Consider the following 21,196-nt stretch of genomic DNA (forward strand, 5'->3'; position numbering starts at 1 on the left):
TCGCGACACAAAGTTCGTCGAAGCCTCAGGTGTTCTGGTCTATTTGACAACGTGCAGAACGCAGAAGAAGCGGGACTGGCATGGTCGCGCGCCTGAATTGACAGCCACGAATAGGACGCGCGATCGAAGCCTGTTCAGCCGACGAGCCGACGATAAGCGCTGAGATGCCGGACGAGGCCTTGCTTGTCGCCACGAATCTCGCTCAGCCGTGCGAGGTTGAAATGAGCATCGGCATGCGTCGGGTCGAGTTCTATGCAACGCTGATAAGCCGCTTCGGCAGCATCGTAGCGTTTAAGCTCTTCGAGTACGACCGCGCGATTGAAGTGCAGCAACGCGTCCTCGGGAAAGTGCTCAAGCGCATCTTCAAAAATGGACAATGCTTCATCGCAGCGCGTCTCTGCCTCGCATAGCAATACGCCCAGGTTGGTGTATGCGTCGTAGTGCGGTGATGGCGAGAGCTCAAGCACTTTCCGGTAGGCCTGCTCTGCACCGACAGCGTCGGTCTCGGTCAGCTGTTCGGCCAGTGCGAACCATTCCTCCGCCTGTTCTTCACGGCTTTCCTGGTTTCGTGGCACCGAGTCGAGAAACGCCACGTCCCCCCGGATAGGCGCGACCTCGAAGTCGAGCAGATGCTGGCCCGAATCAGCGTCCCACTGCGCCTGTCCCGACCTCACGGCCACGGTCTCACCGACAGACGTGATTCGAATCCCGGACAAGGGAAGCTCGTCAGGAAGTTCGGCTTTCAGCTTGGCAAGCGCCCTCAGAATTTTTCGTGCGGAGACTTTGGCAGATTGCAGCTGGAACGCAGTGCGCAGCAGCACAACGTCCTGGAAGGAGAATCGAAGCTCGTTGCGTCGGCCACGCGACGGGTGGACAAATCCGGCGTCAATTAGCCCGGAAAGGACCCGACGCGACACGCCCAGCAGCGATTGAAGGCTGCGCAACGAGTAGTCGTTAGACTGGTTCCGTCTTGTCACTTGCGTGCCCGGACCTTTGCTGGTGGCGCCTCTTTGACGTCCGGTTTCGGTGTCGCGCGCTTGACAGGCCGGCGCGGTTTGGCGGCGAGTACCTCGACCTCAGCGGGCGGAGTCTTTTTCGTGGCCGGCGTCTTTGGCGCCGCTGTCTTCACAGGTGCCTCACGCTTATCCTTATTGGCGCTGAGACTGGCGCGAAGCGCTTCCATCAGGTCAATCACCTGACCGCCCGACTCTTCGGCCGGTGCCTCAGGCGAAACAATCTGTTTGCCTGCTATCTTCCGGTCAATGGCTTCCAGTATCCGCTTCTTCTCTTCGTCTTCGTAAGCCGTCGGGTCATAGGCGTCCTCTGACACCTGGTCGATGATTTGCAGCGCAAGTTTGAGCTCGGTATCGCTGACAGTCACCTGTTCGATATGCAGATCGCTCAGCGCGCGCACCTCATCGGCGAACAGCAGCTGCTGGAATACCATGCCGTCTTCGGCAGGCCGTATCTGAACAATTCGGGTCTTGCCCTTGTACGACCATTTTGCCAGCGCGCAGCGTCCGCTTTTTCGCATCGCAAGCTGAAGCAGGCTGTACGGTTTGCCACCGCGTTTGTCAGGCGCGATGAAGTACGCCTTGTCGTAGTACAAGGGGTCCACTGACTTCTCAGGAACGAACGACACAATCTCCACGACGTGACTCGCGCCTTCTTCCAGCGCTTTCAGTTCTTCCGGAGCGAAGACGACGAACTGCCCCTTCTCGAACTCGTATCCCTTCTTCATGTCCGCTCGCGCCACCACGGCGCCCGTGGCCTCAGAGATGTACTGCTGCTTTACGCGGCCGCCCTCCGGCGTCAGAAGATTGAAGCCCACACCCGCGGCGCTATCCGTCGCCGAATACAGTTTCACCGGAATGGACACAAGACCGAAGGACAGTGTCAGCGATGCGATGGAACGAGCCGCCATGTGAGCCTCCTGTGAGCGGACGCGGTAATTTATCGGCGCTGCAATGATTCAAAGTCCGCAGGACCGATTGCACGCGACAGAGCAGGTCTTGTGCCGGTGAGTGACAGGTCCGCATTGGGAGACCGCCTCACGGGCACGTCAGCGCCCTGCCGCGCATGAACGAATCTCTCGCCTGTAGCCCCTATTCCTGCCAGCGCCAGCCGTTTTGCATCCCAGGCAATTCATCGCAGGCGCTTTATCGCCGACGCCAGCGACTGTCTCGCCGACCAGTAAGCTTCCCAAGGGTCTCGCGTCTGAAAGCTAAGATACTCCCTCGCCGTTTGCACCGTCCACTGTGCACCGCTTTTAAGGTCGGACAGTTGTTCCCATGACACGGGCATCGAAACGCCCATTCCTGGCCGCGCCCGCGCGGAGAAGGCAGCGGCAGTGGTTTGCGCCTTGCCATTGCGCAGGTAATCGACAAAGATTTTGCCGATTCGGTTGGCTGCCCCTGATGTTGCTGAGAAGCGGTCAGGAATCGTTTTTGCCAGATGTCTGACGAACGCCTGCGAGAACGACTTGACGGATTTGTAGTCGAGTCTGGGCGCGAGCGGAACGACGACGTGCAGCCCTTTACCGCCGCTCGTCTTCAACCACGCCTGCAGGTCAAGCTCCTCAAGCAACGCCCGCGTAAGAAGCGCGGCCTCCTGAACCTGCTTCCACTTCACTCCCTCACCAGGGTCGAGGTCGAAGATGACCCTGTCCGGTGTATCAATGTGCTGGGTCGTTGAATTCCACGTGTGAAATTCAACGACATTCATCTGCGCTGCCGACAGGAGCGCGTCTGCCGTATCGACCGTGAGCACGGGCGGATGATTCATCCACAGATTGCGGTCGTGCGCCTTTAGTCCGGGCATAGCGGTCTTTTCCGCGTGCTTCTGGAAAAACATCTGACCGGCTATACCCGCCGGCGCGCGAACCATTGCAATCGGCCGGTCTACAAGGTGCGGCAGCATCCACTCGGCGACGCTTTCGTAGTACCTGACGAGTTCGAGTTTGCTGACGCCACTCGCAAGGTCAACGACCCGCTCGGGATGCGTGACCTTTACCTGCGAGACAGGAGCAGGCTTCAGCGGTTCGCCGGTTTCACGCACTACGCGGTGCGCGGGCTTATCGACACGCAAGCCCTTGAAGGAAGCCTGCCGGACAACGCCTTCGCCTGTCCACTCCGCAAACTCGACTTCGGCAACCAGCTCTGGATGTACCCAACGTTCAGCGCCGGCGGCACGCCTGGACCAGCGGCCTGGCTTTGATACGGCGACGTCGAACGGGCTCGTCTCCCGTTCCAGAGGAAGCAGTCGCTGCCAGAGGTCCCGGCCTGTTCGAGCGTTCCAGCCAGTGCCCACGCTACCCGCGTCGTGAAGCTTTTTGCCTGCGTAGTAGCCAAGCAGCAAACTGCCGACTTCGCCCTCCTTACCGCCCCTGGCGGTGAAGCCACACACAACGAACTCCTGCCTCAATCGGCATTTCGCTTTCAGCCAGGTTTCGGTCCGTCCGGACTCATATCGGGCGTCGCGACGCTTCAGCATCAAGCCCTCGAGTCCGAGTCCCGCTGCGGCTTCAAACATCTGCACGATTGGTGCGTCAAAATCCTGGCTGAAGCGGATACGGTCGCTATCCTTCTCAAGAAGCTGTGCCAGTCGCGCGCGCCTCGCCCATAACGGGACGCCCATCAGGTCATTGCCGTCACAGTACGGCAGGTCGAACAGGAAATAGACGATTTCGTCATTCCCTGCGCCATCTATCGCAGTCTGTAAAGCGCCGAAATCCGGCAGCCCGTCCCTGAGTACGACTATCTCCCCGTCCAGCCATCCACTGGAGAGGGGGAGCTTCGCGACTTCAGTCGCCAGCGTCGCGAGTTTCTTCGTCCAGTCGTGGCCGCCGCTTGTGAATAACCGTACCCGCCCCTTGTCGACCCGGGCGAGCATCCGGTAACCATCCAGCTTGGATTCGATTATCCAGTCGCCGGTTGCAGGTAGCGACGAGGCCAGGGTCGCGCGCTGCGGTTCGAGTTTTGCGGGTAGCGGCGCGCGAACTGCGGCCGACAGGTCTATCGCCGGCGGAGTGACCGGCGCGGGCCGGGATACTTTTGGCTCACGCTCTTCGATGAGGCCTAGCGGTTTTGTCGTGACGCTGTCGGGCAGCGCCTTAATGACGTCATACTCAGCTAACGGTTGAGCCCACTCGTCGCGCTTCTTGAACAGCATCCACTGGTCCTGGCTGTCCTCCGGCTTGGATATGCGCACAAGCTCCCATAAGCCGGCCAGCTTTTCGCCATGGAGGCGGAAGACCAGCTTGCCGGCCTTCATTGCCTTTCGAGGGTCCCCGACAGGCTCCCACGTCCCACGGTCCCACACAATCACCGTACCGGCTCCGTACTGCCTGGGCGGGATTGTCCCTTCGAATGTTGCATATTCGACCGGATGGTCCTCCACGTGGACGGCCATTCTCTTCTCTTTCGGGTCGTAGCACGGCCCCTTGGGTACCGCCCAGGATAGCAGCACACCGTCAAGCTCGAGACGGAAGTCATAGTGAAGGCGGCTAGCCCAATGCTTCTGCACGACGAAGCTTGGACGCGCTGGCTGGCGCGTTGCCCGCTTCGCAGGCGCCGGTTCGGGCGTATGCCCGAAGTCTCGCATCTTCCTGTAACGGCTTAGGGCCGGAGATTGCGAACCGCGTGCTGTAGCCATTGAGCAGTGTAATCAGGAGCCGCGTTATGGACGATGCCCGACTACCCTGTCGGGCGCACACTGCATCTCGCGCGGGGATGTACCCGACGCGAAAGCCCGCGACTGACCGCATGTTCGACGTCGGGTTGCCAGGGTGAGCGCAGCAAACTTCGAGCTTCTTAGACGCCTGAGATTTTCACTATTTCGCCCGGCTTGTAGGAATTGTCGCCTGCCATCGTGAATGCTTATGTGATGGTAGAGACACTACGCACAGCAAACGACGTTCCGAGCTCCTTGCCACTGGATGTCGCAACGCATGGCAGACGTCATTGCGCGAAAACCTGTATGGATGTACAGTGTCGGGCGGGTATTTCGTGACGGCGAACCGCCAAGTTTTCCGGAGCAATGAAGCAGTCGTTGGGGTGTGGACCAAGCGGCGAGCCTTTCCATGCTGGAAATTGCGACGTTTGAGGCGAAGGGTTAGTCGGCGCTGGGCGAGCTCGCGTCGTTGGGCCAGTGAGTCCGCTGCCTTCGAATGCTTGGGGCGCGTTAGCGAAACCATTCTGGAGGCCACTAGGCAAGGGGGAAAGCGTGCGAAGACTTGGACTTGCGTTGTTGACGGCGGCGCTCGCGCCGACTGCTTTCGGAGCCGGCACATATTCGGAAGTCTGGAATCCGCCGGAGGCGCGCGGGACTGCGCCACATAGGGCGACTGCCCTGCACAAGCTCGCCGTGCGGCGGCACGTGGCTTTGCATCCGAAGAAGGTGAATTCAAGGACCACATCGGCGCCTGCATCAAAGCTCGTCGCGAAACAGGGCAATGTGCAAAGGACTTTGCCTAAAGACGCACCGGACATGTCTGAAATTCCGCGGCAGGTCACACCGGAAGGCAACGTCCTTCGCGTGAGAGGCCACGCACTATCCGCTCGCGTCGTCCGCTAATGCAGTCGCAGAGCTACCACGGGTATCAAGTGTGGGGACACTCAATCGTCGAGCTCGAGGGCCAGTTGCAGACGGAACGTTATGCGGCGAGCGGAACCATCACCCTTCGCGGCAAGCTTGTCCATGCTTCAGGTGTCCTTGGCCACTTTGACAGTGAGGTGGACGCTGAGCTCGCAGGGTTGGATTGGGCTCGCGCATGGGTCGATGCTCATAGCTAGAGCCATCGACTGTGCAGCAAGACAGCCCGCAATACTGCCATCGCGGGGTTGCCGTTGAATATGTGAACCTCTGGTGGGACAACAACCTGAAGGTAACCTACCTCTTCCAGCACCACATACGACCGCAGCGAGAATCACCGTCTTCGTTGCCCCGCAAAGCCATCGCTCGTTCTTCTAACGTGCGCGAAGTCGACGGCGCGCCTCACGCCGACTTACCCTTCGACGTGCGCGCGCAGGATTGGACCAAGGTTGTCCTCTACCACCAGACTTCGCGCACTGCGCGGCGATCCGGGTGCTGTAACCATCGCTCCCGAACAGCAGTTCGCGACTCGTTAAGCACTCTCGTGTAACGGATGGTCACCTTCGACGCATTTTTCTGCAGACGCTACAGCTATCGCAGCCAATAGCGTTACGATTTTTTTGATCGGCGTGCCCGCCGGAAAGCAGGCCGCCACTCCGGAGCGTCGAAGGACCAGTTGACTCGCCTGGTCGATGATCCCGCCCACCACGATGGGTATCCGCAGACCGCGTACAGTCAGTTGATCACGCAAGGCGGTAATCAGATCGTTTTGTGCGCCCGCGAGAGAGGACACGCCGATAACGTCAACCCGCTCGCCTTCAGCCAATTGGACGGTATCGGAAGGTGATGCGAACATCGATCCCGTGGAAACCGCGAAGCCCGCATCGCTTAATGCCGCTGCGATAATGCGCGCTCCCCGGTCATGTCCGTCTTGTCCCAGCTTTGCAATCAACACACGTGGCGCACGGCCCAGGCGCTTCGTTGCGTCGGCCACCGCGCGGCATGTGTCCTGCCAGTCCTTGTCGCTTTCGAGGTTTGCGCCGTAGTGGTCACGCAGTAGCGGCAAGCCGATTTGATATCTGGGCCATACGGCTTCCAGTGCCTGCGTGCACTCGCCGACGGTGGCACGCGCTCGCATGCATGCCACCGTCAGTTCAAGAAGATTTCCGTCTCTGCCCCGGGCGGCCCGCGTCAGCGCATCCAGCGTGTTGCGTACTCTCGTTGGATCACGCCTCGCCTTGATGTGAGCAAGCCTTTGCGTTTGCAGCACGCGCACCCGCCGGCCATCGACAGTCTGTAGCTCTCCAAGGTCTTCATCGCATCCCGTCATGAAATCGTTGACGCCCACAACCGTGCGTTTTCCCGACTCGATTTCCGCCTGTGTATTCAGAGCCGATCTGTGGATCTGGTCCCGAACCCACCCCGATTCGACGACATCAACCACGCCACCACGGCGTTCGATTTCTGCCATCACCGTTAGCGCCTTTTGACAGATCTCCGCCGTAAGGTTCTCCATCATGTACGAACCGGCCCACGGATCGACGACATCGCATACGCCGGTTTCGTGCTGCAGCACCAGTTGTGTGTCGCGAGCGAGCCTCGACGCTTCTGCACGGGGAAGCGAAAGCGCTTCGTCGTAGCCGTTAGTGTGCAGCGATTGCGTTCCGCCGAACACGGCAGCCAACGCCTCGACTGTCGTGCGCACGACGTTGTTCATCGGTTTATGCGCCGTTAGCGACCATCCCGATGTCTGACAGTGCATCCGCAGTGCACGCGCCCTATCCGACGTTGCGCCGCTTGCCGAGGCAATATCCGCCCACAGAATTCGTGCCGCTCTCAGCTTCGCGATTTCGACGTAGAAGTCCATACCGACGCCGAAGAAGAAGCTCATCCGTTGACAGACATCATCGGCCTGCATCCCGCGACCTGCGAGGGCCGTTATGTACTTGCGCGCATTCGCCATGGTCAGCGCAAGTTCAAGCACAGGGTCCGCACCTGCTTCCTGAAAGTGATATCCCGACACCGAAAGTGCATTGAATCGCGGCACGTTTTTGCCGAGATACTCGACAACGTCGGCGGCGATGCGCAATGAAGGCTCAGGTGCGAAGATGCTCGTGTTCCGCACCATAAACTCTTTCAGGATGTCGTTCTGAGTCGTTCCCCTCAGTTGCGAGGCGCCAACGCCGCTTTCCTCTGCCGCGACGATGAAAGCAGCCAGCACAGGAAGGACCGCCCCGTTCATTGTCATCGATACAGATACGCGGTCGAGTGCAATGTCTTCGAAGAGGCGAGTCATGTCCTCCACTGTATCGATTGCGACACCCGTCATGCCGACGTCCGCGCTCACAGCCGGGTCGTCTGAATCGTAGCCGCGCTGGGTCGGCAGATCAAAGGCGACCGAGAGCCCCTGTGCGCCTTCCGCCAGCGCGGTGCGAAACGCGAGGTTCGTATCGGAGGCCTGCGCGTACCCCGCGTATTGGCGTATCGTCCACGGTTTTTGCGTATACATCGACGCGAATGGACCGCGCACGAACGGCGCCTCGCCGGGCATGCTGTCGATATGCGCGATGCCTTCAATATCCGCGCGCGTATAGACGCGCTTGAGCTTCACGCGATCTGACCGACGGCGCCGTTGCGTGTTCATCGATGCCTCCAGCGTTTTTCCGTCGTGACGTCGGCGATCTTCGCGCCGTCGCTGCTGCGCCGCACGTCCGTCCAGTGCCGGATGCCCTGCCCGTCTTCCGCCTGTCCGACCATATGCACGGTCAACGTATCGCCCACGTCGAGGTTGCCGTAATAGAACAGCGAACGGCTCGAGACGACAGGCGGCTCGCCGAAGCGCCCCCATTGCCACTCGGCGCGATCGATAAAGGCCTGAAAGCTCGCGAAGTACAGGAAGTCAGCGCCGTTGAAATCGCTATTCGGGCACGGGAAGAACTCGATCGGCTCGCGCGTGGCAGGCCCGAGGCCGGGAACTGCGTCACGGTCGTCTGCTCGAAGTCGTTTGCCAATCTGCGTCATGTCCAATGCCTCTTCGGGCATCGGCACGATTTCACCCGCCAGTGAAGCAAGTGCCGCCCGCGCCGCCGAACGATTGGTGCGCGCCTCGCCTCGTGTAACGAACGCAGAGGACATCCCGATCTCCGCGACTGTCAGTTCGTCGCGAACGACATGGTGCGTACTGAAATGGCGCACAGGCCCTGTTCTGCAAAGCGTGCTGCGGATCTCGAACGTATCGTTTTCGGCAATCGAATCGAGACCGCTGGTCTGCAAGCGGATCGCCGTAAAGGCTGCATAAGAGCGGCCGCCGTTGTCGTCGCAGAAGTCGGGCTGCGCGCGGCCCGCGTGAGCGGCGAGCGCTTCCCAATGTCGATGGCCGCACTCCTTAAGCAACCAGTTCTCCGACAGTCCCGTGTAGCTCAGTTGCGGCATGCCCGCCCGGTAAGGTTGGATCATGCTCACGCCGCGAGGCTCGTCGACGCCTGGTCGAGCGCCACCCGGATCGCGCCGACGACATGCCCGGCATCGCGTGCGATGCCGGAGAAGCGCCCCGATCCCCATGTATGCAGCCACGGCAGTCCGATGAAATACAAGCCCGCTTGGGGCGTGATGCCGCGATTGTGTGCAGGATATCCACGTCCATTGAACACGGGCGCATCGATCCAGCTGAAATCGGGCGTAAAGCCAATGCACCAGATGATCGACGTAATGCCGCTCTGCGCGAGATCCAGCGACGTGCGCTCGCCTTCCGGGCGCCATACCGGTTCATAGGGAGCGCCAGGTGGAGCGTCGATACCCTGCTTGTCGATGAACGCGTCGATGCTCGCGTTGATACGATTGTAAGTGTCGTCGGCGCTATCAAGATTGCCCCTCAGGTTCGGTGCGAAATGCAGGCAGCCGTCGCGGAGATCGTCGAGCCTGCCGTACAGTTCCATACCTTCAAGCGCGAAGCGTCGCAGATCGATGTCTCTCCCGCCATCGCGGCCCGTCACATAATGGTTCGTGTTGTCGCGCACGCCTTCACGCAGCGGATGCTGGTCGACGGGCATGTCGTAGTAGCGCATGTCCGCGAGCCAGTCCACCACGTCGCGGCCACGATAGAAACGCGCGCAACGCGGTGCTTCCCCAACCGCGAGAAACACCTTGCGGCCCGCCAGATGCAGGTCTTCGGCGATCTGCGCACCCGATTGCCCCGAACCCACCACGAGCACGGCGCCTTCCGGCAACGCCTGCGGATTGCGGTAATGCGACGACTGCAGTTGCACGATGCCGGCGGGCAGGCGCTCCGCCATGCGCGGCACGATGGGCGTGTGATAGCCACCCGACGCAACGACGACCTGATCGGCCGTGAAGTCGCCGTTCGACGTCGACACGAAGTAGCCGCCCGACGGCAGGCGCCGGACCTTGCGGACTTCCGTGTGTTCGAGCACGGGTGCATCGACCATCGCAATGAAACCGTCCAGATAAGCGATGATCTCGTCCTTCTTCATGAAGCCGTGCGGATCGTCGCCGCGATACGGATGGCCCGGCAGCGCGCATTGCCAGTTCGGCGTGACGAGGCAGAATGCATCCCAGCGCTGCGAGCGCCACGTATGCGTGACCGTATGCTTTTCGATCACAAGATGATCGATGCCGGCCTCTTTGAGGTAGTAGCTGATCGACAAACCAGCTTGCCCGCCGCCCACCACGATCACCGTGTGGTGCGGGACATCGGTAAGCGCATCGGATGCGACAATGTTTGCGTTCGACATGATTCGTTCCTGCGTTCGGGATTCAAATTAGTTCGACGACCTTGACTTCCGCGTGCGGGTCGGTGGCAAAGCGCTGCGCAAGTTCTTCGATCTGCGCGAGCTGATCCATCGCCGCCGAGCATGCGAAGCCGTACTTCTCGCGTACGCGTTCGGAGCCGATATGCAACGCCTCGCGCGCCCGTTCGACAAAATCGCCCAGCGCATAGCGTTGACCGGCGACGAAGAACTCGCCGACCACCGTCGAAGGCGAATAACAGTTGGCCTCGCTGCCGTCCGGCCACTGGACCTTGAAGTGCATGACTGGCATCACATATCCTTTGAGTGAGAGATTCACGCACCGAGCGGCTGCATGATGCGCTGCACGTGATTCGCGTACAGCGCGATATGACGACGCGCGCTTTCGCGCCAGCTAAAGCGCGCGAGAAGTTCGGGCACCGCGCGTTCGAAGTCGACGCCGCCGCGTTCGTGCAACGCGCGGCGCAGCGCGTCGCCGATACTTGTCGCGTCATCGGGTCGCGCCCAGCAGCAGACGCGTTCGTCGAGATAGCCGGTGAACGGTTCGATCTGCGAGACGACGACGGGCGTGCCCGCTGCCAGCGCTTCGAGCACGACCAGCCCGAAACCTTCGCGTAAAGACATCATCGATACGACGTCCGCGCGTTGCAACAGCGCCGGAATCGCTGCGTCTTCGAGCGGGCCTGTGACTACGATTGGCTCATGTTTGCCGATACGAAGCCCTACCTGCGCCGCACGCGCGATAAAGAGCTGCGTGTAGGTATCGTGATCGAGCAGGCTCGCGCCGCCTGCGAGCACAAGCTGCGCTTCGGCATGCGTTTGCCGGAGCAACGCGAACGCTTCCAGCAGTTGCAATGTGTTCTTTCGTTCTTCGATGCCGCCTACCGCTAGCACCATCGGTTTGCCGCTCAGGCCGAACTCAGTGCAAACATCCGTGCTGCCGACGTCACGAAAGCGCGCTACGTCCACGCCGTTATTGACCGTTGATGCCGTCACGCCAAACTCGTCGCGCATCTTGCGCGTCCACGTGTCACTGACGCACAGGACCGTGTCGGCATCCGCATAGGCACGTTGTTGCCACGCACTCAGGCGCGGATTAGCGAATGCGTCGAGGTGATGAACCGTGCGCACGAAGCCGCGAATCGAGCCCGCTTCGCGCAAGTCCGCGAGCGCATTGCCGCCGATGCCGTCCTGTGCATGCAGTACGTCAAAGCCCGATGCGCCCTCTTCGAGCAACGCTGCTTTCAACGCGTCGATCCGCGTCTGTACCATCATCACCGTATCGTTGCCGTGCGCAGCGGCTGGCGCGAGTACCACACGGCAAGGCGATGCGCGGAACATCGGCGCCCCGCCCACGGACGGCGCGAAGATCGTGACGTCCTGCCCGGCTTCATGCAGCGCCCGCCCAAGTTCAAGCGTATGTACCACGCCGCCGCGAGGATTCACGGAATGCGTGAACAGCGCAATGCGCATTGCCGTGCCGTTCATTTCGGCTCTCCCACCGGCGCGCCGATGAATGCGCTCTCCCTGAAGTTCCACAGCAACGCCGAATCACCTTGCTGCGTGAGCACCACTTCACGCGACGCATCCACGCTCCCGATCGTCGCGCATGCAAGGCCGCGTTGCGCAAAGCAAGCGTGCACCTCATCCACATGTTCATCGCGCACAGAGAGCAGAAAGCCGTAGCTCGGAAATGCGCTCAGCCAGCGCTCGAAATCCACGCCGTCTGGACGCGGGATCGCATCGAGATCGATACGCGCGCCAACACCCGAGCATTCCAGCAGCATCAGCGATGTGCCGAGTGCGCCCGCCATGCTGATATCTTTCGCCGCCTCGCAGAGGCCGCGTTCAGCAAGCTGCGGCAGCAGTTCGAGATCATCGCGCAGGCGCTCAGCTGGTGCGCCCACGGAAGCGTTCCAGAACGGATACGGATCTTCGAAACGGCCGCGCAGATCGACGGCCATCACGAGGCTGTCGCCCGGCCGCGCATTGAAGCTCGACAGCAATGCGCGCGCACGGCCGAGTATCGATACCGCCAGCTGCGGCTCCGCACTACGCGTATTGCTATGCCCGCCAACGACAGGCACACCATACGCGCTCGATGCCGCCGCCATGCCCGCCAGAATCTGTTCCGCCGATTCGAGCCCATCGCTCCACAACGCATCGACGACGGCAAGCGGACGGCCGCCCATCGCATACACGTCGCTGATATTGACCATCACGCTGCTGTAGCCCGCGAACCACGGCATCGTCTCGACGAAATCGCTGACAAGGCCTTCGATCGCCAACAGCAGATAGCCATCACCGTCGGCGATGGCCGCGCAATCGTCGCCGACTGCAACGGCTTGCGCGAGATCACGTGTGCCGTTCGGAAGACGCGACGCCAGCGACGCCACTACGCCTGCGATATCCGTCTTATGGCGAAAGCCACGGCTTTCACGCAGACGTTCAACGAGCCCGTGCAAACTCATGAGCGGCCTCGCGATGACGTGACGAAGCCACTTTCCGGCGAAAAACACGGTGGATAGTGCGTGAGGTCCGCTTGCATCAGATGATGCGACCGCCCAAACAACGTTTCTTCCGCAACCGTCTGCCAGTGCAACCGCCTGAACAACGGCACATTCTGGCTCTGCACGTGCGCGAAAAACGTATCGCATCCCAGTGCGTGGGCGCTGCTCACAGCGAGACGAATCAGCGTCGAGCCGAGCTTGCCATGCGAACGGAACGCCGCATGCACCGCGAGACGCGAACCAAGCCACGTGCGCGGCTGCGTTTCGTGAATCCGCACCGTGCCGACCACCTGTTCCGGCACGCCGGCAATGCAGCTCAGCGCAACCAGCAGCTTCGCATCACGGTCGATCTCGTCGCGATCGTCGCCGACGAAAATGCCTTGTTCGACGCAGAACACCGCGCGCCGCAACGCATACGCTTCCTTGCTCTCCCACGGCAGCGTCGCCCATTTCACGCGGTACTCGGCAGGCGTGAAGGCGAGCGGCAGTGCATCGAGTTCGTCGAATGTCTCGCAGAACATGATCAATCCTCGTACGATGCCAGCGACGAACACGCGCCGCATTTACCGCAACCGGCCTTGATATCGGCGGAACGCATCTGCGCGTCGCGCAGCATTGCGCCGAGCGGCGCCAGGATCGACTTCATGAATTCAGGCGAAGGCGCGGGATGATCTTCGAGCGGCGTGCCGCTGATAGGCACGAACGGCACGACGAACGGATACACGCCGATATCGATCAGTTCGCGCGAGATCGACAGGATCGCTTCGGGTGTATCGCCGAGACCCGCGAGAATGTACGTGCTGACCTGCCCCGTACCGAACACGGCAACGGCTGCCTTGAACGCTTCCAGATAGCGCGAGATCGGCACACTGGCTTTCCCCGGCATCACGCGCGCGCGCACTTCCGGCGTCACTAGTTCGAGATGCATGCCGAGCGTGTCGATACCGCTCGCTTTCATACGCTCGAACCATGCGTCATCGTCAGGCGGTTCGCACTGCGCCTGGATCGGCAGATCGACGGCAGCCTTGATCGCGAATGCGCTTTCGCACAGAATCTGTGCGCCGCGGTCGGACGTGGGCGGCGTGCCGGTAGTGAGCACCATATGCTTGACGCCGTCGAGAAGCACCGCAGCGCGCGCCACTTCCGCAAGCTGCTCCGGCGTCTTGCGCGCAATCGTGCGGCCCGCTGCAAGCGACTGGCCGATCGCGCAGAACTTGCAGGTCTTCTTGCGGCTCTCGTAACGGATGCAGGTTTGCAGCACGGTGGTTGCGAGCACATCGGTGCCGTGCAGCGTCGCGATGTGCGAGTACGGCACGCCGTCGAGCGTTTGCAGTTGCGTGAAGCGCGGCGCTTTCGGAAAGCTGATGCTGGCGATCGGAATCGTACCGCGCATCAACGCGCTCGCGCCCGCTTCATCCGGCGCGCCCGCGACGAACGGCGAATTCCACGCGGAACTGGTGTGCACGGGCACCATGATCGTGACACCATCCACGGTCACGGCCTTGTGGTCGGACGGGCCCGCGCCACCACGACGGCTCGCCGCACCCGCATTCGGATCGACGAGGCGCAGCCCCGCCGATTGCAACTCCGTGCGCAGCTCCATCATCTGACGCTGCGTACGCGGCTCAGCCGGCGACAGGTTCATGCTGGCATTCATCCTGACCTCCACTCGTGATTTCAGGCGCGGCGTCCGCGCGTTCGAACGACGTCGCCATCGGCGCGACAGGCATCGCCGGGCGATCGTTGATGGCAAGACTCAGCAGTTCGGGCCGCGCATAATGGCCGACGGAATCCATCATGCGTTTGCGCTTCGTGATCAGCGACATGTCGAGATCCGCGACGACCATGCCCTCGCCTTCGCGCAGCGGCTCGGCGAGATGCTGGCCTTCTGGCGACACGATGGCCGTCATGCAGCCGCCGCGCAGCGCCTTTTGAAGCTTCGGGTCCGTGGTGACGGATTCGACCTGCGCTTCGCTCAGCCAACCCGTCGAATTGACGACGAAGCAGCCCGATTCGAGCGCGTGATGACGGATCGTGACCTCGATCTGCTCGGCGAAAATCGGACCGACCAGCGAGCCCGGGAACTGGCTGCAATGGATCTCTTCGTGCTGCGTCATCAGCGCATAGCGCGCGAGCGGGTTGTAGTGCTCCCAGCACGCAAGCGCGCCGACTCGCGCGATGCCCGTATGCGCGACTTTCAGCCCCGCTGCATCGCCTTGCCCCCAGATCATCCGTTCATGAAACGTCGGCGTGATCTTGCGGCGCTTCAGCACGAGCCTCCCGTCGACGTCGAACACGAGCTGCGTGTTGTACAGGCTGCCGTGATCGCGCTCGTTCACGCCGAGCACGACCACCATCGAATGACGGCGCGCGCGCTCGCTCACGGCTTTCGTGACGGGACCGGGCACGACCACGGCCTGCTCGTAGAGCCGCATATGCTCGGCGCCCGACGCGACAGGCGGACGCACGAACGAAAAGTACGGGTAGTACGGCACAAAAGTCTCGGGAAAGACGATCAGTTGCACGCCTTTCGCCGCGGCTTCGTCGATCGCGGTACAAACCCGCTCGAGCGTGCCGCCGGGACGCTCGAAGTCGGGCGCAATCTGCACCGCCGCTGCACGGATGATTCGCTGCTCGGACATGATCGGCACCCGGCTCGCTCAGACAGTCCACGTATGGATGATCAGCGCGTTCTCCTTGCGATGGAGAAGCTGCAGGTCCAGCACGTCGAGCGGGTTGATCGGGCGAATGCCTTCGATCAGCGAAGCCTCGCCGTGACCGTACAGCGCCTGCAACGCGAAGCGGCATGCGTACACCTTGCCGCCTTCTTCCATGAACTTGACGAGCTGCTTGTTGAAGTTCAGATGACCGGGGAACGCTTCGTCGCCGAGTGTCGGGAAGCCGCGTTGCAGACCGAGCGTGACGCCAGGACCGTACAGCAGCACGGACGTATCGAAGCCCTTACGCTGCAGACGCGTTGCCTGCAGCAGATTCACGAAGCCGATCGAGCCTTCGAATGCGACGGTATGAAAAGTGACGAGCGCTTTCTCGCCGGGTTCGGCCTTGACGTCAGGAAAGACTTTTTCTTCGTAGTCAACGAGGTAGTCGCCCTTCTGATGCAGAGGTTTGTTGACGGCAGGCATATCGCTCTCCAATAAGTCGCGTAATTGATCGGATTGCTCAACCGGAAATATCCCGATTGGCGAAGCACTTAACGCAACGGATATGCCAATTTCCGGCCCGGTTCATGCGATCAACTTCCAATCAATCAAACCGCGACTGTTCGAGCGATCCGAAAAAATCTTTGCTAGCCTTGTCCGGCAGGGGTTTTGGGTATCGGCGACAGATGCGCATGCATCGGTTTCGCACAACGACGCAGCGCCTTTTGCGTGCGGATGGTGCGCGATACCCCGCAAGCGTGCATTCATCCAATCAATGCGATCAAGTTTCTGATTGAATGAAAACCGATATTTTTTTGCGCGATTCACGTGGTACTTTGAATAAGACATTCACGCTCACGCATACGCTTTCGCACCGGGAATACAGCATGGACAGTCTCACGCATCATTGGCTCAAGCGGCTCACTGAAAGCCGCAAACCGGCATATCTCGTGATACCGGATCTGATCGAAGAAGATCTGGCGAGCGGCCGTTTGCGTCCTCGCGACCGTTTGCCCGGTCTACGTGATCTGGCAGGTGCATTGCAGTTGAATTACACGACCGTCGCGCGCGCCTATGCGGAAGCACGCAAGCGCGGCCTGCTCGATGCACGCGCGGGCAGCGGCACGTTCGTGCGCGGACGCACGCAGACTTTGCCGCTCGCGGGCGGCAGCAGCGTCGAGATGTCGATGAACATGCCGCCCGAGCCGCCCGAGCTTGCGGCACGGCTGCGTGAATCGTCCGCGCATCTGCTCGCCCACACCGATCCTTACCGGCTGCTGCGCTATCAGGATTTTGGCGGCACGGCCGACGATCGCGCGGCTGGACGTGCGTGGTTGAAAGAGCGTCTGCCCGAATGCGAAGACGATATGGTGCTGGTGTGCCCCGGCATCCATAGCGCACTCGTGGCGCTGGTATCGCAACTCGCGCGGCCCGGCGAAACGATATGTCTCGACACGCTTGCGTATCCCGGCATCAAGGCGATCGCATCGCAACTCGGCGTACGTTTGCAACCACTGCCGCGCGATGAAGAAGGACCGTTGCCGCATGCATTCGAAGCGCTGTGCAAGACCGGAAAGCCCGGTGCGTTCTACTGCAATCCCACCTTGCAGAATCCGAGCACGCTGACGCTTTCCACGCAGCGGCGTGAAGCGCTCGCCGATGTCGCGTTGCGCTACAGCGTTCCCATCATCGAAGACGACGCATACGGCTGGCTGCCGGCGAACAGGCCGGTTGCGCTGGCATCACTTGCGCCGGAACTGACGTGGTATGTGACGGGGTTTTCGAAGACGTTCGGCGCAGGGCTACGCGTTGCGTATCTGCGCGCGCCGACAGCGAGGCAGACGCAGCGCGTCGCGGGCGCGTTGCGCGCGACGACCGTCATGCCGAGTCCTTTCACGGTGCTGCTGGCGACGCAATGGGTCAACGACGGCACCGCGCACGAGATGCTTGACGCGATCCGCAAGGAAGCGAACGTGCGTCAGACCATTGCCTCACAGGAACTGGCCGACTGGCATTACGAAGCGCAGTCGGATGGCTTTCATTTGTGGTTGCCGATTCCGCCGCAGTGTGACTGGAGTGCGTCGGAGCTTGCGCTGCAATTGCGCAATCAGGGCGTCGGGGCGGTGGCGGGGGCGGCTTTTTCGACGGACGGCAATCCGCCGAATACGATCCGCGTGTGTCTGGGTGGCCCGCAAGATCGCGAGGGTTGTCGACAGGCACTGCAGGTCACGGCAGAGATGCTACATCACCCGCATCGTCTACGCAGTCCTTTGATGTAAGCCGCTGCGCCGCTGCCTCAAGCTGGTTAACCCAGACAAAAGCCCGAAGCAGATAGCGGCCCTGCCCTTGCGTGCCGCGAACGGCCAGTACGCATGCATAAGTCTGCCTCTCTCGAAGGGCGAGCCGCCAAAGAGACTGGTCGGCTTTCAAAAGGTCTCATTGCGGCGGCGCTTCCGGACCGGTCGAATACTTCGGACGACGGACGACAAGCGGGCCACATGTGCGTCCCGTCAGTTATCACGCAGGGATTATCCGCTGCGCTTTCAGGCGGCCAAACAGATCGAAGAACGCCTCATCGGTCGCCTGAAAGTCCAGGAAACCGGCCTTGCGGCTCTTCGACATATCGGTAAGCACTTCCATCGGACGGCCGAGGTCGGCGTCCGAATGCCACCACGATGCAAGCCTGTCGATGTCGGCCTCCACGAGATCGAAGCGCGCGGCAATCTGCCTCCATTGTGTGCCCGCGTCGCGCATGCGGCTTTCTAGAGGGCGCACTTCTCCGTCAAACGCGACCGCCTCGACGCCAAAATAGTCTGCGATACGGGACCACATCCATTTCCAGCGGAAGACATCGCCGTTGACGATATTGAAATCCTGATTGCGACCCGCTTCCGACGTCGAGGCCCATTCGAGATGCCGGGCGAGAAGACGCGCATCGGTCATGTCGGTCAGGCTGTTCCATTGCGTCGCCGAGCCAGGGAAAACAAAAGGCAGTCCCGCTTGCTTGCAAAGCGTCGCATAGACTGCGAGCGTCGTGCCCATGTTCATCGCGTTGCCAACCGCGAATCCGATGATCGTGTGCGGCCGATGAACGCTCCATGTGAAACCCTGACGCTGTGCCGCGGCGAATACGCGGTCTTCCTGCTCGTAGTAAAAGTTGTCGACGTTCTGGCGGCCTTGCTCTTCGCGAAACGGTGTCTGCGGAACGGCGCCCGTCGCATAAGCCTCGAAGGGGCCGAGATAGTGCTTGAGTCCGGTCACCAAGGCAACATGCTCGAGTTTCGACGGCCCGGCTTCGAGCGCATCGAGTACGTTGCTGACCATGGCGCCGTTCACACGGATGTTCTCGAGCTCGGTCGCCTGCCTCGCCCAGGCGGTGAAGAACACGTGAGTTACGTCGAGCGAGTGAAGCGCGGCCCGCACCGACTCCGCCGATGCCAGGTCGGCAATGATCGGCTGAACTGCTGGCGACACTTGCGTGCGGCCGCGAGATAGCCCGTAGACTCCCCAGCCGGCCTCGATCAGCCGATCGGCCAGATTGCTGCCTGCGATGCCGCTGGCCCCGATGATAAGAGCGCGATTTTTCATGAAATGAACGTTATTCGTTGAGATATCTGGGACACGACTGCCCTGCTTCGTGCTTTTGCAGCCGCGTGCGTGAAACGGTGTATCCGTCGGCTATTCAAGCCGGACTTTACGGAGGACCAAACGACGCCATGGTCGGGCGGACGCCTTCGAACGCCATCTGCAATACCTGCCTGATGCCACTTTGGGAAAGTGCGCGGGGATTGAAATACGGCGAGCGCATGGCGATTTCCGCGGCACGGTCGAGATCGCGCTCCTGAATGCCGAGCTCGGCAAGCGAACGGGGCGTTCCCAAGGCCCGGCCGAGATCAAAGAGCGCAGCCACTGGATCGCTCATATCGAGTGCCCGGCGCAGGCGCTGAGCGGCATCGGGCGCCGACGGCAGGTTGAACGCCATGGCGTAGGGCAGGACCACGGCATGCGTCTCCGCGTGCGGCAAATTGAAGGTGCCGCCAAGCGTATGGCACAGCTTGTGATGCAAGGCCATGCCCACATTGCCCAGCACAGTGCCGCAAAGCCATGCACCGTATTGCGTGATTTCTCGAGCAGCCAGATCGTCGGGACGTTCGCATGCCGATACCAGGCCTCGCGCAAGACTGCGCACGCCCTCTTCCGCGAACATCGACATGACCGGATTGATGTCCTGCGCGTACAAGCCCTCAGCCGCATGGGCGATGGCGTTCAGTCCGCTGGTGGCGGTCAGCCCCACCGGCAAGCTCAGCGTGAGCGTGGCGTCATAGATCACCGTGCGCGGCAAAACGCGGTGACTCTTGCCGGTCTTCTTTTCGCTGCTCGCGGTCAGCCCGTAGATGGGAGTGACCTCGGAGCCCGCGTAAGTCGTGGGGATCGCGACGATCGGCAAGCTCGTCTCCAGCGCGATTGCCTTCGCCAAGCCCAGTGTGGAGCCGCCTCCTGCCGCGACCAGTCCATCGGCTCCGGCATCGCGAGCCACCTCGACACCGGCTTCGGCGGTTTCGACCGGCACGTGCATGACTGCCCGATCGAATATCGCATGGCAGCGTCCTCCGCCCAGCTCGCGCACGCGCTCGGCCAGCGCGCATTGCTCCGGCGTCGAAAGCACGAGCGCGCGCCGGATGCCGAGTTCGTCGAGTTCGTCACTGAGCCGCGCGAGCGAGCCCGCGCCGAAAACAATGCGGGTCGCGCGGGTGGAATAGATGAATGGCGTCGCGATGCTCGGTGTCATGATGAACGGTTCAGGACAAAGTCAAAAGCGAGCGTGCTGAACGGCGACTGCATGCGCGTGCCGTCGGGCGCCACGCCCTCTTCATGGTGAATCCAGTCTGCAATTAGCGACGAGCGCACGCCGAACACGGCGTCGGAATCGAGGTAGCGGTCACCATCGCGAAACACATGGGTCACGAGCCGCTCATAGCCGGGCGCGGTGATCATGAAGTGCAGATGAGCGGGCCGCCACGGGTGGCGCCCAAGCGCGGCCAGGAGCTTGCCTACGGGTCCGTCGTGCGGAATCGGATAAGGCTCTGCCACGATCGAGCGAAAGTGATAGGAACCATCGGGCAAGCTGTGCAGCACTGCCCGCGCCCGGTGCGTATCGCCTTCGTACTGAACATCGTAGAAGCCAGCCGAATCTGCCTGCCAGACCTCGATCCGCGCATTCGGCACAGCTTCGCCCTCGAGCCCCATGATGCGGCCTGAGACGAAGCATGGCTCGCCGCCGGCACCGTTGGCAATGTCGTCGCCATTGCGATGCACTGGCGCTCCGCCGACGAAAAACGGCCCAAAGACCGTGGCCTCGGTGCATCCGACGGGCTTCCTGTTCGCCATCGCAGTGACGAGCATCGAGAGTCCGAGCGTGTCGGAAAGCAGAATGAACTCCTGACGATTGCCGTCCGTGATATGACCGACCTCAGTCAGGAAGCGGATACCCGCTTCCCACTCCTCTTCGGTCAGCTGCACCTCGCGTGCGAAATCATGAAGATGCCGGACGAGACTCGTCATAACCGCCCTCAGACGGACATTGGACGCCCCTTCGTGGCGCTTGAGTACCGCATCAGTGATGGTGTTTTCGTCGAGATTACGCATGGCGATTTATCGGTTGTGAAGC

18 protein-coding genes are annotated in these 21,196 nt (G+C 61.4%); 2 read left to right on the plus strand and 16 right to left on the minus strand.

What is annotated here, in order from left to right; genetic code table 11:
• Nucleotides 1-134: 134 nt before the first annotated feature.
• From SB753_RS10690 to ligD, 3 genes are all read right to left on the minus strand, one after another.
• Nucleotides 135-977, minus strand: a complete 843-nt coding sequence (locus tag SB753_RS10690; protein ID WP_410800151.1) for a tetratricopeptide repeat protein — start codon at nt 975-977, stop codon at nt 135-137.
• Nucleotides 974-1,924, minus strand: a complete 951-nt coding sequence (locus SB753_RS10695; protein WP_204520845.1) for a Ku protein — start codon at nt 1,922-1,924, stop codon at nt 974-976. The genes SB753_RS10690 and SB753_RS10695 overlap by 4 nt, the downstream gene beginning before the upstream one ends.
• Before the next feature lie 221 nt (nt 1,925-2,145).
• Nucleotides 2,146-4,653 (minus strand): DNA ligase D, encoded by a 2,508-nt coding sequence (gene ligD / locus SB753_RS10700; protein ID WP_410800152.1) that lies wholly within the window; start codon nt 4,651-4,653, stop codon nt 2,146-2,148.
• Between the two features lie 920 nt (nt 4,654-5,573).
• Between ligD and SB753_RS10705 the strand changes: the two genes are divergently transcribed.
• Nucleotides 5,574-5,792, plus strand: coding sequence for a hypothetical protein (locus SB753_RS10705; RefSeq protein ID WP_410800153.1), 219 nt, complete (start codon nt 5,574-5,576; stop codon nt 5,790-5,792).
• Between the two features lie 332 nt (nt 5,793-6,124).
• Here SB753_RS10705 and scpA read toward each other — a convergent pair whose 3' ends face one another.
• The 10 genes from scpA to SB753_RS10755 are packed head-to-tail and all read right to left on the minus strand — an operon-like array spanning nt 6,125 to nt 16,011.
• Nucleotides 6,125-8,236, minus strand: coding sequence for a methylmalonyl-CoA mutase (gene scpA, locus SB753_RS10710; RefSeq protein WP_410800154.1), 2,112 nt, complete (start codon nt 8,234-8,236; stop codon nt 6,125-6,127).
• Complete coding sequence (locus SB753_RS10715) at nt 8,233-9,048, minus strand: Pnap_2097 family protein (protein ID WP_410800295.1); 816 nt, start codon at nt 9,046-9,048, stop codon at nt 8,233-8,235. Before SB753_RS10715 ends, scpA begins: the two co-directional genes overlap by 4 nt.
• Before the next feature lie 2 nt (nt 9,049-9,050).
• Complete coding sequence (locus tag SB753_RS10720) at nt 9,051-10,343, minus strand: MSMEG_0569 family flavin-dependent oxidoreductase (RefSeq protein WP_410800155.1); 1,293 nt, start codon at nt 10,341-10,343, stop codon at nt 9,051-9,053.
• Nucleotides 10,344-10,365: 22 nt separating this feature from the next.
• Entirely contained in the window at nt 10,366-10,650 is a 285-nt protein-coding gene (locus tag SB753_RS10725) for an MSMEG_0570 family nitrogen starvation response protein (protein ID WP_020066059.1), read from the minus strand.
• A gap of 23 nt (nt 10,651-10,673) precedes the next feature.
• On the minus strand, nt 10,674-11,846 hold the full coding sequence (locus tag SB753_RS10730; protein WP_410800156.1) for an MSMEG_0565 family glycosyltransferase: 1,173 nt from the start codon (nt 11,844-11,846) through the stop codon (nt 10,674-10,676).
• Nucleotides 11,843-12,829, minus strand: coding sequence for a sll0787 family AIR synthase-like protein (locus SB753_RS10735; RefSeq protein WP_410800157.1), 987 nt, complete (start codon nt 12,827-12,829; stop codon nt 11,843-11,845). The genes SB753_RS10730 and SB753_RS10735 overlap by 4 nt, the downstream gene beginning before the upstream one ends.
• The gene (locus SB753_RS10740; protein WP_410800158.1) at nt 12,826-13,389 is read right to left on the minus strand and encodes an MSMEG_0567/Sll0786 family nitrogen starvation N-acetyltransferase; all 564 of its coding nucleotides are present in this window, start codon (nt 13,387-13,389) and stop codon (nt 12,826-12,828) included. The genes SB753_RS10735 and SB753_RS10740 overlap by 4 nt, the downstream gene beginning before the upstream one ends.
• Before the next feature lie 2 nt (nt 13,390-13,391).
• The gene (locus SB753_RS10745) at nt 13,392-14,525 is read right to left on the minus strand and encodes an MSMEG_0568 family radical SAM protein (protein ID WP_410800159.1); all 1,134 of its coding nucleotides are present in this window, start codon (nt 14,523-14,525) and stop codon (nt 13,392-13,394) included.
• Entirely contained in the window at nt 14,494-15,510 is a 1,017-nt protein-coding gene (locus tag SB753_RS10750) for a Nit6803 family nitrilase (RefSeq protein WP_131319448.1), read from the minus strand. Before SB753_RS10750 ends, SB753_RS10745 begins: the two co-directional genes overlap by 32 nt.
• A gap of 18 nt (nt 15,511-15,528) precedes the next feature.
• Nucleotides 15,529-16,011: an MSMEG_0572/Sll0783 family nitrogen starvation response protein gene (locus SB753_RS10755; RefSeq protein WP_012403844.1), complete on the minus strand. Its 483-nt coding sequence runs from the start codon at nt 16,009-16,011 to the stop codon at nt 15,529-15,531.
• Nucleotides 16,012-16,415: 404 nt separating this feature from the next.
• Here SB753_RS10755 and SB753_RS10760 point away from each other — a divergent pair, with 404 nt between their 5' ends.
• Nucleotides 16,416-17,807: a PLP-dependent aminotransferase family protein gene (locus SB753_RS10760; protein WP_410800160.1), complete on the plus strand. Its 1,392-nt coding sequence runs from the start codon at nt 16,416-16,418 to the stop codon at nt 17,805-17,807.
• Between the two features lie 238 nt (nt 17,808-18,045).
• Here SB753_RS10760 and SB753_RS10765 read toward each other — a convergent pair whose 3' ends face one another.
• The 3 genes from SB753_RS10765 to SB753_RS10775 all read right to left on the minus strand — a co-directional run bounded on the left by SB753_RS10765 (nt 18,046) and on the right by SB753_RS10775 (nt 21,174).
• Complete coding sequence (locus SB753_RS10765; RefSeq protein ID WP_408423425.1) at nt 18,046-19,116, minus strand: SDR family oxidoreductase; 1,071 nt, start codon at nt 19,114-19,116, stop codon at nt 18,046-18,048.
• A 106-nt stretch (nt 19,117-19,222) separates the two neighbouring features.
• Nucleotides 19,223-20,317 carry a maleylacetate reductase gene (locus tag SB753_RS10770; RefSeq protein WP_410800161.1) on the minus strand — a complete coding sequence of 365 codons (1,095 nt, stop codon included), beginning with the start codon at nt 20,315-20,317 and terminating at the stop codon, nt 19,223-19,225.
• The gene (locus tag SB753_RS10775) at nt 20,314-21,174 is read right to left on the minus strand and encodes an intradiol ring-cleavage dioxygenase (protein WP_088174888.1); all 861 of its coding nucleotides are present in this window, start codon (nt 21,172-21,174) and stop codon (nt 20,314-20,316) included. Before SB753_RS10775 ends, SB753_RS10770 begins: the two co-directional genes overlap by 4 nt.
• Nucleotides 21,175-21,196 lie beyond the last annotated feature (22 nt).

Origin of the sequence: Paraburkholderia sp. SIMBA_053 (assembly GCF_046534895.1) — a bacterium.
GTDB classification, from domain to species: Bacteria; Pseudomonadota; Gammaproteobacteria; order Burkholderiales; family Burkholderiaceae; genus Paraburkholderia; species Paraburkholderia caledonica.